Annotated in this window: 13 protein-coding genes and 1 pseudogene; 10 read left to right on the top strand and 4 right to left on the bottom strand. The window is 59.2% G+C overall.

From position 1 onward, the window contains the following. The first annotated feature begins 547 nt into the window (after positions 1–547). Both HGP16_RS33305 and HGP16_RS33300 read left to right on the top strand, forming a co-directional pair. A complete protein-coding gene (locus tag HGP16_RS33305) occupies positions 548–2,338 on the top strand; it encodes an ABC transporter ATP-binding protein (RefSeq protein WP_168844197.1) in 1,791 nt (596 codons plus the stop codon). Positions 2,339–2,416: 78 nt separating this feature from the next. After that, complete coding sequence (locus HGP16_RS33300; RefSeq protein ID WP_168844196.1) at positions 2,417–2,728, top strand: DUF982 domain-containing protein; 312 nt, start codon at positions 2,417–2,419, stop codon at positions 2,726–2,728. A gap of 146 nt (positions 2,729–2,874) precedes the next feature. On the opposite strand, the gene HGP16_RS33295 is transcribed toward HGP16_RS33300, so the two are convergent. After that, positions 2,875–3,414, bottom strand: coding sequence for an AAA family ATPase (locus HGP16_RS33295; protein ID WP_168844195.1), 540 nt, complete (start codon positions 3,412–3,414; stop codon positions 2,875–2,877). A gap of 496 nt (positions 3,415–3,910) precedes the next feature. Here HGP16_RS33295 and HGP16_RS33290 point away from each other — a divergent pair, with 496 nt between their 5' ends. Together HGP16_RS33290 and HGP16_RS33285 are read left to right on the top strand one after the other, a co-directional pair. Continuing rightward, the gene (locus HGP16_RS33290) at positions 3,911–4,207 is read left to right on the top strand and encodes a helix-turn-helix domain-containing protein (protein ID WP_168844194.1); all 297 of its coding nucleotides are present in this window, start codon (positions 3,911–3,913) and stop codon (positions 4,205–4,207) included. A gap of 277 nt (positions 4,208–4,484) precedes the next feature. Next, positions 4,485–4,736: pseudogene (locus tag HGP16_RS33285) on the top strand (IS6 family transposase); the annotation flags it as partial. 31 nt (positions 4,737–4,767) lie between these two features. Here HGP16_RS33285 and HGP16_RS33280 read toward each other — a convergent pair. Next, entirely contained in the window at positions 4,768–5,667 is a 900-nt protein-coding gene (locus HGP16_RS33280) for a LysR family transcriptional regulator (RefSeq protein ID WP_168844199.1), read from the bottom strand. 119 nt (positions 5,668–5,786) lie between these two features. Here HGP16_RS33280 and HGP16_RS33275 point away from each other — a divergent pair, with 119 nt between their 5' ends. From HGP16_RS33275 to HGP16_RS33255, 5 genes are all read left to right on the top strand, one after another. Further along, positions 5,787–6,665: an NmrA/HSCARG family protein gene (locus tag HGP16_RS33275; protein WP_168844193.1), complete on the top strand. Its 879-nt coding sequence runs from the start codon at positions 5,787–5,789 to the stop codon at positions 6,663–6,665. Between the two features lie 44 nt (positions 6,666–6,709). Further along, entirely contained in the window at positions 6,710–7,669 is a 960-nt protein-coding gene (locus HGP16_RS33270) for an alpha/beta hydrolase (protein ID WP_168844192.1), read from the top strand. A 2-nt stretch (positions 7,670–7,671) separates the two neighbouring features. Further along, positions 7,672–8,040 (top strand): hypothetical protein, encoded by a 369-nt coding sequence (locus HGP16_RS33265; RefSeq protein ID WP_168844191.1) that lies wholly within the window; start codon positions 7,672–7,674, stop codon positions 8,038–8,040. Between the two features lie 83 nt (positions 8,041–8,123). Next, a complete protein-coding gene (locus HGP16_RS33260; RefSeq protein WP_168844190.1) occupies positions 8,124–8,753 on the top strand; it encodes an NAD(P)-dependent oxidoreductase in 630 nt (209 codons plus the stop codon). 76 nt (positions 8,754–8,829) lie between these two features. Continuing rightward, positions 8,830–10,008, top strand: coding sequence for an aminotransferase class V-fold PLP-dependent enzyme (locus tag HGP16_RS33255; protein ID WP_168844189.1), 1,179 nt, complete (start codon positions 8,830–8,832; stop codon positions 10,006–10,008). A 50-nt stretch (positions 10,009–10,058) separates the two neighbouring features. On the opposite strand, the gene HGP16_RS33250 is transcribed toward HGP16_RS33255, so the two are convergent. Beyond that, entirely contained in the window at positions 10,059–10,826 is a 768-nt protein-coding gene (locus HGP16_RS33250; protein WP_168844188.1) for a metallophosphoesterase, read from the bottom strand. A gap of 129 nt (positions 10,827–10,955) precedes the next feature. On the opposite strand from HGP16_RS33250, the gene HGP16_RS33245 reads away from it, so the two are divergent. After that, the gene (locus HGP16_RS33245; protein WP_168844187.1) at positions 10,956–11,657 is read left to right on the top strand and encodes an ArsR/SmtB family transcription factor; all 702 of its coding nucleotides are present in this window, start codon (positions 10,956–10,958) and stop codon (positions 11,655–11,657) included. An 8-nt stretch (positions 11,658–11,665) separates the two neighbouring features. Here the strand turns inward: HGP16_RS33245 and HGP16_RS33240 are convergent, their stop codons facing one another. Further along, entirely contained in the window at positions 11,666–11,986 is a 321-nt protein-coding gene (locus tag HGP16_RS33240; RefSeq protein ID WP_281408293.1) for an SDR family NAD(P)-dependent oxidoreductase, read from the bottom strand. Between the last annotated feature and the right edge of the window lie 158 nt (positions 11,987–12,144).

The following is a 12,144-nucleotide window of genomic DNA, read 5'->3' as shown; positions in this document are numbered from 1 at the left end:
TGCGCTATCCGCGCCCACTGTTCGTCCCGAAGGATCAGACGATCCAAAACACCCATGACTGCCTCCAAAAGACAGTCTTGAATCTGATTTGCTCAGCCTTGGAAACCCAAGAGTCCACACCTCCTAGCACGCCAGCCCAAGTTCATACCAACATTTATGAGTTCGCGACCTAGTCCGTCGATTGAAATCAAGATGCGCACGATTGCGCCATGCGCCGAAATGGTGTGGCACTCCGGCATTTTCCCCACTAAGTAGAAAAACCGGGTTGGCAAACTCGAATTTGTTCGGTAAGTAGTTTCCATCGCTGCAAATCAATTAGAGGAGGCGTTGCATGACACCAGTATCCATCGAAACGCTTCCATCCGGAATGAGCCGAAATTAGGTCATTTCCGTTCGTTGCCCGCCACGGGGCACGACGTCATGCGGTTTTTCGTTTCCCCACAACTCAACCAATCCGCCGGGGGTTAGCTCGTTTTCCGTTCCGGCCGTGTCTATTAACTCTCGATTTTGGGGCCGGCTGACTAAACACGGAGCCGGACTGGTTAAAATGACTCGCAAGAAGTTCGACTTCCGTGCCGATGCTTATCGCAATGTGCTCGGCTTTGTTTTTCGTCAGTGGACCCATCGCCCCGCTCTGGTGGGCATCATTATTCTGCTGGTAATAACAAGCACCCTGGCCGAGGTCCTGGTGCCAGTGTTTTCCGGCCAGATCGTCGACGCAATTGCCAGCGGCAATAAGTCTGGCGATGCGATCCGTGCCTTCGCCATCGTCGTGACCCTCGGTCTGACGAGTGTTGCTTTACGCTGGTTTATCTTCAACGGGATCATCCGTCTGACGCTACGCATCATGGCAGACGTGGTCAATGACGGCTTCCACAAGGTGCAGCGCTTCTCGACCGATTGGCATGCCAATAGTTTCGCTGGCTCGACGGTTCGCAAGATCACTCGTGGCATGTGGGCGCTCGACTCGCTTAACGACCTGCTACTGATAGCCTTGCTGCCCTCGCTCGTCATGCTCGTGGGTGCCAGTATCGTGCTCGGCAGTTACTGGCCGATCATGGGGCTGATCGTGGCTGCAGGATCGCTGATCTATATTGGCGTGACTGTCGTTCTTTCCATGGGATACGTGTCGCCGGCGGCAAAGCTTGCTAATGCCTGGGATACCAAGCTGGGGGGTGCGCTAGCGGATGCCATCAGCTGCAACTCGGTGGTGAAGGCTTTCGGCGCTGAGCGTCGCGAGGAGGAACGCTTGCGCCATGTGCTGGCCAAGTGGGACATCCGAACGCGACGGACGTGGAAGCGCGGGACTCTGAACGGCACGATCCAGGGCTTCATGATGGTCTCGATGCAGGCTGGCATTCTTGGTACCGGCCTTGTCATGTGGCAGCAGGGGCTGGCGACGCCGGGCGACATCACATTCGTGCTGGCAATGTTTTTCGTCCTGCAGGGCTATCTACGCTCAGTAGGCCAGGACATTCGAAACCTGCAACGCGCCGTCAACGACATGGAAGAATTGGTCCTGCTCGACAAAACACCGCTCGGAATCGATGACAAGCCGAACGCGAAGGCCATCACGATCGGTAAGGGCGAAATCGTGTTCGATCGTGTCACCTTCCAATACGGGGCCCATCCTACACCGCTCTATGACGATTTCTCGGTCACCATCAACCCGGGCGAGCGCGTCGGATTGGTCGGACACTCTGGCTCGGGCAAGACGACCTTCGTCAAGCTCATCCAGCGTCTCCATGACGTGAAGTCCGGTTCGATCCGAATTGACGGACAGGATATCGCCCAGGTCACGCAATCGAGCCTGCGCAGCCAGATTGCCATCGTGCAACAGGAGCCGATCCTGTTTCATCGCACGCTCGCCGAAAACATCGCCTATGGCCGGCCGAACGCGTCACGGCGCGATATCGAGAATGCAGCGAAACAGGCCAGTGCACATCATTTCATCATGAGCCTGCCGAAGGGCTATGAGACGATGGTAGGGGAGCGCGGCGTCAAATTGTCCGGCGGAGAGCGTCAGCGTGTCGCCATCGCCAGAGCCTTTCTGGCTGACGCGCCCATTCTAATCCTGGACGAGGCGACCTCGAGCCTTGATAGCGAGAGCGAGGTGCAGATCCAGCAGGCGATGGAACGCCTTATGGAAGGCCGCACGACGCTCGTGATCGCGCATCGCCTTTCGACAGTGCGGGCGCTGGATCGTCTGTTGGTCTTCGACAAGGGAAAGATCGTGGAAGAGGGTGATCATCAAGCGCTCATTCGCCTTAATAACGGTATTTACCGCAGGCTGTTCGAACGACAGGCACTCGAACTGACCAAGGGGCTGGTGGCATGACGCAAACTCTTGAACTGCCAAGCGTCTGTTACAATATCGTTCTCAGGAGTGGTCCTTGGCATGGAAAGGAGGAACGAAATGCCACTCAACGATATTCTGTGGATCCGTCCGGTGACGATCCGGCTGCAATGCGGGTTGGAGCGCACTTTCACAGGAGTCTATGACGCTCTGGACTTTCTGGAAAATGAATGGCCCCTTCGGCATGGTGAGCGTCACGAGCGCGCGGTGAAGACCTGCCGCGGCGCACTCAATGGAAGCGTGCCTGCTGTCATTGCGAGAGAAGCGTTCCTGACGGCGTGTCTCGAAGCCGGAATGCCAACCGTGCTGGCGCCATCGAAGGCACCGCCGAAAGTGCGGCCGATGCGACTGGCGAGTGGGGGCTCCTTATAGCCTCTCACGTTTCTGAAGCCCGCCTCTCCGTAGGCGGGCTAGCGGACGCTTTGTTTGCCTGCTCGAACCAACTGAGATAGTACCGCCCGCCAATTTCGTCAGTGTGCGACTTTCAGAAGTCGGTCCCGACATGCCGCCGATCGCCCTCACGTCAGTCGGAACCTATTGCTGTCCAAGGCTGCTATCACCCGCTTCACCAAGCCGTCTCGATCATCGCCTTCGGTCGCTAGAACGTGCCGTTCGAGGGTTCCGAGTTCAGAGAACTGTTGGTGTAGCGCCGCGATGGGTTCGGGATCGGAAAGCGTATCTCCTCCTCGGTTGCGGCAGCGCTCGATCGCAGTCTCCAGGCGTGGGCGAAGCACGATGTAGTGTATCGGAAAGCTGATCGCTTCAAACGCGGCGAGAAACCAAGGCCCGATAATGCCATCGACGATGACAAAATAGCCGCCTTTGGCGTAGGTGGCCGCGACATTTGCCAAAACATCAAGCACAACCTTGTTCTGGCTGTGCGCTTCTGGAAGGTACGGTTTAATAGCCCCGTGCTTTATAAAATGCCAGAAATCATCGGAATGCAGATGCACCTTCGATGACCCGCTCAAAGCTGCCAGAGCCGACGCCGTCGTTGTTTTGCCCGCTCCCGGAGTACCGGTCAAAATGAGGATCTCACCTCTATGATCGATGTTCATCGACAACTCTTACTTTATGCTTCGAAGGATGTTTTCGTGGGCGCGGAGCGATTGTACAACATGCACCATCCACGACGGCTGCGTTCTCGCGTACTCAAGTCATGTCAGCATATGCATGGTAGTCACCCGATTGCCTATCCCTGAAAAGATAAATGGCTGGCTGGCCTCCTCGCGTGATTTCCGCGAAGTTGAAACTTCAGGAAAGTGCCATTCGTCAAGCGCGCTCCGGCAGGCGACTATTTTTGCGTCATCCGCCTCAGCCAATAGAGTGGCTCCGTCAATTTCGCCAACGAACACCATGGCGTCCGACTCGGAAAAAAGCCAGCTTTCAAATCCAGGCGTCCTGTTGCAGACCGCGTCTGGATATCGACAGCAAGGATACACAAGCAAATCTGTCCCAGGCGGAGCGCAACGAGCTTCGCGAAATCCTGACAGCCCTTCCGCAAGCATGGCGGAAGAGCGTCAGCAAGCAGGTTAAGCAGATCAAGAGTCGAAAATGAGCAAAGCAGGATCACGCATTTTGCAAGGCGCACGGGAAGCTCTTGCCTTTGCCAAGGGCGAAGCGGACGCCGTGGATTTTGCCATCCATATTCCGGCCGAAGTGGACGTCAAGGCCATTCGACAGAAGCTGGGATTGTCGCAGCAAGCCTGCGCGACGCGATATGGATTTTCAGTCGGCCGCCTGAGGGATTGCGAACAAAAGCGTTCCAGCATCGATGCTCCCTCTCGAATTTTGCTGACCGTCAACGACAAGGAGCCCGAGGCGGTCTATCGCGCGCTGTCCGCGGCCTGATCGATTCCTCGATCATTACTGCCATGCGACGCATCCAGCGGCACTTGACAGGTGCGAGAGGAGCCCAAATCCGCTCGGCCTAAGGTGACCAAACGAGCTTAACCCCCAGGATCGAGAGTAGGGTGGCTTTCGAAAGGGCTCGGTCGCAAATTCGAAGTTGAGCGGCGGAAATGCTTCTGCTCAGTTTTTTACGCGGCCAAGATTTCAGGTTCTGTCGCAAAACCAAATGGCAACCTATCTTCGGCACTAAGCCCTCTAGTTTTCAGGGGAGTTTGTAATGTTCAACGCCCCCCACTTCGATCGATCGGTGATCGTGCTGTGCGTCCGTTGGTATCTGGCTTACAAATTGAGTCTGCGGAACCTGGAAGAGATGATGGCCGAACGCGGCATGAGTGTCGATCACTCCACCATCCATCGATGGGTCTCCACTTCTCCCCGCAGTTGCTGGAGCGCTTTAAACGTCGGAAGCGGTGCGTTACTGGCAAGTGGCATATGGGGCGAAACATACATCAAGGTCCGCAGCGAATGGATGAGTGTTGAGACGCGGCACCCTTTGCCATTCATATCGCCGGCGCGACGAAGGCCCTCTCCGGGAACGCCTTCCCAACCACTTCCAGGAATGCCCGCACCTTAGCGCCGACCAGGCGGCGCGAGCTCTGCAGCGCCCAGATCTCCACCGGCGGCCCAGCTTGTGTTCCCCAATAGGCAAGCCTACCGGCTTCGATGTCTTCGGCAACAAGTAGCTTCGGCAGCATGGCTGCGCCGGCGCCCGCCAGCACGGCATCGCGGACCATCAGCAGCGACGAGAGGCGGAGAACAGGGTTCGGCCGCAGGACAATGTCCGCCTGTCTTCCGGAATTGATTCGCCAGAGGCTCCCAGGCGGTGTTGCGGAGAGCAGGACAGCCCTGACGGCAGCTTCGTTGCCCTCCGCACTTGAAACGGGACGCGGCATGCCGGGCGGTCCCACGATCAGACGTTCATCATTTAGGAAACGGCGGCCGACGAGGCGTTCGTCCGGCGATGGGTCGATCCGGATGATCAGATCATAGCCGTCTTCAACCGGATCGACCTTGCGATCGTCGGCAACGATTTCGAGTTGGACCTCCGGATAGGCCAGAGCAAACCGTGCACCGATCCGGGGTAGCGCAACATGCGCGAAAACGACAGGTGCGCTAACCCGCAACCTGCCTTTCGGCGTAGATGCGCCAAGCACAACCGCCTCACCGGCCTCAGCGATTTCACTCAGCAGCCCGTGTGTGCGCTCATGAAGCGCTCGTCCCTCGTCGGTCAATCGCAAGGTCTGGGACCCCCGCTCGATCAGCCTCACACCGAGGCTCTCCTCGAGTTCGGCGACGCGGCGTGACAGCGTGGCCTTGGAGCGTCCGGAGACGCGGGCAGCGCGGCCGAACCCGCTATTAGCAGCGACAAGGTCGAAGTCGGACAAAGCCTGAAGATCCATCATGATGTTCCATATTCGAGACACATAGTCCCGATATTGGCATCTCCAAAACGAGAATGAAACGGATATCTTCTCCTTCGTCAGATGCAACACAAACACCGACACAAGGAGATTTTGATATGAGCATTCTCGTTTCAGGCAGCACAGGAACTATCGGGTCGCAGGTCCTGGCCCATCTTCAAACTCGCAACGCCGATGTTCGCGCCCTGACGCGCTCCCCCGAGACGGCGCAGCTTCCCGCTGGCGTAACGGCGGCCCGTGGTGATCTTGCCGATCCTGATTCGGTGCGCGCAGCACTCGAAGGCGTCAGCACACTGTTCGTGCTCGCCCCCAACGTCGCCGATGAACTGACGCAGGCGATGCTGACCCTGACGGTCGCCCATGAGGCCGGCGTCAAGGGCATCGTCTATCTCTCGGTCTTCGGCGGCGACGCCTACGCCGACGTGCCGCACTTCGCCGGCAAGTACACGGTCGAGCGGATGATCGAAGCACTCGATCTGCCGGCGACGGTCCTGCGTCCCGCCTACTTCATCCAGAACGATCTTCGTCAGAAGGACGGACTGTTGAAGGCCGGTGTCTACGCCTCGCCGATCGGCAAGAAAGGTGTCTCGATGGTCGATATCCGCGATATCGGCGAGGCCGCGGCGATCGAGCTGGTTCGCCGTGAACAATCCCCGACACCGCTTGCCCGCGAGACCTATGCTCTGGTTGGTCCCGACAGCCTGACCGGCGAAGGGATTGCCGGCATCTGGAGCGATGCCCTCGGCCGCGCGGTCCGCTACGGTGGCGACGATCTCGTCGTCATGGAACAGCGCACGAAAACCATGCTGCCCGCCTGGCATGCGCTCGACCTGCGTCTGATGTTCAGCCGGTATCAGACGGAGGGCGCGGTGGCCAGCGCTGATGAGATCGCGCGTCTGACCAAGTTACTCGGTCGTGCGCCGCGCTCCTATGCCGCTTTTGCAAAAGATGCCGCCGCCCAGTGGGCGAAGGGCTGATCCCGGGCTTGCTCCTACCTCACAGCCAATAAAAGCGATCTGCCATGATGACGATCCAACCACTCTCGACAGAAGACGCGCCTGCCGTGGCTGCGATGCGACAAGCCGCATCGGCCCATAAGGGCGAGGCACTCGGGCCGGAGGCGCGACCGATGTTCGACGCCATGTTTGTCGCAACACCCGCTGAGGAGGATGTCCAAGTGGAGGCAGCGACGGTCGGCGGCATTGCCGGCTCCTGGCTCCGAGTGGCAAGCGCACGACCGGGCGCATGCATCCTCTACCTTCACGGCGGCGGCTATGTGCTCGGCTCGGCCCAGGCGTTTACCAGTTTCGTCGGCCAGATCGCGGCACGCGTCGGCGCAGATGCTTTCGTCCCGGACTACCGACTGGCGCCTGAACACCCGTTTCCGGCCGCGATCGACGATGCGGTCGCCGCCTATCGGGGCCTCGTTTCTGAGGGGGCGGAAAGGGCCGTGGTTGTCGGTGGCTCGGCCGGCGGCGGGCTGACGCTGGCGCTGCTATCGATCCTTGCCGCCGACAAGACGAAGGGCATGGTGCAACCGGTTGGCGCAGCAGTGATGTCGCCATGGACCGATCTGACGCTCACCGGCGAGAGCTTCGAGACAAGGGCCGAGGCAGACCCGATCTTCACGCGCGGAGTCCTCCGTGGCTTCTCCAAGATGTACCTTCAAGGCCAGGATGCCACGCTTCCCGATGCATCACCGCTTTACGCCCCACTCAACGGACTGCCGCCCATCCGCATCGATGTCGGCGACAACGAGGTACTGCTCTCCGACGCCATTCATTATGCTGAGCGAGCGCAAGCGGCGGGCGTGGAGATCACGCTAACGGTCTGGGAAGGCATGCCGCATGTGTTCCAATCCTCCCTCGGCCAGTTTTTCGCGGCCGAACGGTCGGTGAACGCGATCGGTGAGTTCCTGCGCCATAGGCTCGAAACCCTGTCCGAAAACGCCGACCCTTCCAATCCACTCAAAGGAGCTTGACCATGACACGTGTATTGTCTGTGGGCCAGGAGCCTGAGACCGTTGACTTTTCCGACCCCTCTTTGCCGCCCGGGTCTAATGCCGAAAAAATCCAGGCTGGCATCGACATCGCAAAAACGACCATGACCGAGCGCGGTTGGAACGGTGACACCTGCATGATCGCTCCCGATGACAGCGGCATCGCAACATTGGCCACGCAATTGGCGAGCGTAGACTACGATTGCATCGTGATCGGCGGCGGCCCGCGCCTGCCGCCCAAAGGGTTACCGCTCTTTGAGAAGGTCGTGAACGCGATCCACCAGGGCGCACCGAAGGCAGCGACCGCATTCAACACGCCTCCCGAGGATACGGCGCAGGCCGCGGCGCGGTAGATCGGCGACCGCCCTCACTGACTTAGTCCATTGGTGTCGGGTTGATGCTTCCCTACCCATCAGCACAATTTCGGAGATTTGACATGAAAGTACTTGTATTGGGCGCGACCGGCGCCACCGGTCGGCTGATCGTCGGCAAGGCCATCGCAAAGGGATACGAGGTGGCTGCCCTCGTTCGTTCCAAGGCAAAAGCCGCGGACCTCGCTGGCGCCCAGCTGATCGAAGGCGAGGCCCGCGATCCCGTAGCACTTACCCGCGCTATCGCCGGCTGTGACGCTGTCGTCAGTTCGCTGGGGACGGCCATGAGCCCGTTCAAGGAGGTAACTCTGCTCTCGACGGCGACGCGCGCACTGGTTGGCGTTATGGCTGCACAGAAGGTCCGTCGTCTGGTGTGCATCACCGGCCTCGGCGCCGGCGACAGCCGTGGCCATGGCGGCTTCTTCTTCGACCGGCTGTTCCTGCCGTTGATGCTGCGAAAGGTCTATGAAGACAAGGATCGCCAGGAGGATGCGATCCGGGCGAGCGAGCTCGATTGGACGATCGTCCGCCCAACGGTGCTCAACGACAAGCCGGCGCGCGGTCACATCAATGCGTTGTCCGACCTGTCTGGCGTCCATGGCGGAACCATCTCCCGAGCCGATGTCGCCGAATTTGTCGTGCAGCAGATCTGCGTGGATACGTGGTTGCGCAAAGCACCGCTGATCACGTGGTAGGATTGATTGCATCGGCATAAATGCCTTAGCATCGCAGTCGGGAGACCGGCAGCAGGTCAACCCTTTAGGATATATGATGACCATAGACGTCGTGAAGGTCAGGCGCGAGACGCCGGGTGTCCTCCATCGTATCCACCTGAACAATGCTGGCTCAGGATTGATGCCACTGGCGGTACTGGACGCCATGCTCGGTTACCTGACGCGCGAGGCCGAGATTGGTGGTTACGAAGCTGCCAGTGAGGCGGCCACAGAACTTGATGGTGTCTACGATAGCGTCGCACGCCTCTTGGGTGCCAGTCGTGACGAGATTGCGCTAACGGAAAACGCGACCGTGGCGTGGCAGCTTGCGTTCTATGCCCTGTCTTTCCAACCAGGAGACCGAATTCTAACAACTCGGGCGGAATATGCCGCGAACTATGTCGCCTTCCTGCAGGTCTCCAGGCGCACAGGCGCTGTTATAGAAGTCATTCCGGACGATGCTGACGGTGTATTGGATCCCCAAGCCCTTGAGCAGATGATCGATGACCGCGTCAAGATCATCGCAATCACGTGGGTCCCGACAAACGGTGGCCTTCGCAACCCAGCCGCAGCGGTAGGCGAGATAGCACGGCGCCGCGGTGTAATCTTTCTGCTTGACGCGTGCCAAGCGGTTGGTCAGATGCCCACACGAGTGGACGAACTCGGCTGCGATATTCTGACTGCGACCGGCCGCAAATTCTTGCGCGGCCCGCGCGGTACCGGTTTTCTTTATGTCCGCCGTGATCTGATGCTCACGATGGATCCGCCAATGATCGATCACTTCGCCGCACCGTGGGTTACCCCTGACCGCTACAAGTTGCGTGGTGACGCCCGGCGTTTTGAGACCTGGGAAAACAACTACGCCGCTCGCCTTGGGCTAGGACGAGCTGTCGATTACGCACTGCAGTTAGGTCTGGAGGATATCGAGACGCGTTGCAGCATCCTGTCCGCCCGTTTGCGAGAAGGCCTGCGAGCACTGCCCGGGATTGTCATCCATGACCTTGGCCGCAATCCGGTCTCCATTGTTTCGTTCTCGGTCGAGAACCGCGATGCAACGACCGTAAAGGCCGAGCTTACACAATTGGGTTATAACGTCAGTATATCCGCACCCTCGAGCACACTTCTTGATGCTACGGCGCGCCATTTGCCTGCGGTGGTTCGAGCATCCCCGCATTATTACAATACCGATGACGAAATAGAGAGCTTTGTTCGAGCGGTCGCCAGCAGCAAGCCATGAACCTCGTCTGCCGCGAGTGGCTTCGGCTCGTCGCAAGGGGGCTGTGCCTCCTACGGCTCTGAAAACAAGACGACCTGCGTTTTGATCTCTTCTTTGTCCATCTCCAGAATACGATAGCCGAATGTCCCGGTATCGTCCTTGAGGCAATCGGACTGCTTGACGATCTGATAGGAGACTGCTGGCGAGACATATTGCCAGATGTTTGCTTCTCGGGCTTCGTCGATCATGTGATAGTGACCGCAAAACAGGGACACCCGGCAATCCATGCCGATCAGAAGCGACCTGACCTCGTCCCGATCGCGCAGTGCTGCACCGGTTCGATCTATCGGCGTGTCGAGCGGAACGATCGGATGGTGCAGAAAGATTGCGGCCCGCTTCACACCCTCGAGTTCTCGGGCGAGCCACTTGCGCTGGCCGTCGCCGACGGCGTTGTCGGAAGTATCGAGGAAAATACGTTTCAGATGCGGATCTTGCTGCGAGTAGCACAGTTTGCCTGCCACGGTACCGCCGCCCTTGTCATAGTACGGCGTGACATTGACGTAGGTATCGTGGTTGCCGAGGATAAGCGACACATCGAAGGCATAGGCGCGGAGGAGTTCGAAAAAGCCGGCGACCGAATGTGCGGTGCCGATATCGCCGCCGAAGACGACCTTGGAAATGCCCTTACGGGCGATGTCGTCGAGGACCAAGCGCAAATGGTGCTCGTGCTCTTGTGGTGTCGCCTCATAGCCCATCGTGGTGCCGGTAATTTCGCCTTTGGCAATCAGTTTCTGCCCGAGATGAACGTCGGTGAAAAAGGCGAGGATGGTCTTCGTCATGGATCGGTTCCGTGGCAATTGCTTGAGCGTCCAGTCTACGACGGCAACTCGCCTCAATGCTTCGATGCGCGTCGAAACATGCAAACTATTTCGGTGTTATGGTGCGGCCTGATATGAAGAGACCTAGACATGACGACCCAGCCGAACATAGCCGCCGTTGCCTTCCTCATTGCCGAGCCTGCCCGGGCCGCCATGCTGTCGGCGCTCCTCGATGGCCGGGCGCGGCCAGCCGGCGAACTCGCCCATGCCGCCAGCGTAACGCCACAGACGGCCAGTTCCCATCTCGGCAAATTATTGGCCGGCGGGCTGCTGGCCGTGGAAACCCAGGGGCGGCACCGATACTATCGTCTCGCCGGTTCCCATATCGCGCTGGCGCTCGAGACCCTGGCCTCGATCGGCCCGACGGAATCCGTGCGAAGAAAGCCGCTGACCCGGGGCGCGCAGAAGCTTCGGTTCGCGCGATGCTGCTACGATCATCTGGCCGGCCGGGTCGGGATCGCCGTGACCCATGGGTTGTTGGAGAAGGGGTTCCTTGTCGCGGCCGAAAAGAAGCGGTTCGACCTCACGCCGGCCGGTACAAAGTGGTTCGACCGCATGGGCGTGGACACGACCGCGATCAAGCCGACGCGCTATGGGCTTGCTCGCCAGTGTCTCGATTGGACGGAGCGGCAACATCATCTTGCTGGCCCCCTTGGCGTTCACCTCATCAATCTCCTCTTTGCAGAAAGCTGCATACGTCGGTTGCCATCGTCGCGCGCCGTTAACGTGACGCCAAAAGGCTGGAAGGTGCTGAAGGAGCATTTGGGCATCGAGGAATGGAGCTTGCTCTGAGATGCGCTCTACCTGACTTCACTTCCGCAAAGGCCGCCGCCGAAGAATGAGATGGCTGCGACGCATGCTGCGTCTAGGTTGCTGACGACGATGTCCGGCTCGGGTTCGGTCCGGATCATGGCGTCGCATCCCTCGGCGCTGGCGGGGTCGAGCGCATGGCCGCGGGCGCGACTGCCGAGGTGTGTCACGGCCGCATCGACTTTCTCCCTTGTGCGGCCATTGATGATCACCTCTGCGCCGGCATGGCGGAGCCCGCGAGCAATGGCGAATCCGATGCTTTCAGTAGATCCTGTGACGAGGGCGACTTTGCCCGAAAGATCGATGTTCAACGTGCTTCTCCTGGAAGGTTGACCGGGCGGAGTGTTCGTCGCGCCGCCACGGTTTGTTGGATGAACGGGTCGCTTAGGCTCGCGATACAGATGTCCTGTTCGGCAAGATCAGATGGCTCGGACGACGAGCGCTTGGCCGCCTCGCGTCAGGCGAAGAT

Origin of the sequence: Rhizobium sp. P40RR-XXII (genome assembly GCF_012641405.1) — a bacterium.
GTDB lineage: Bacteria > Pseudomonadota > Alphaproteobacteria > Rhizobiales > Rhizobiaceae > Rhizobium.
The sequence above is the reverse complement of the archived record's forward strand: the minus strand, read 5'-3'. Positions and strand labels throughout refer to the sequence as shown.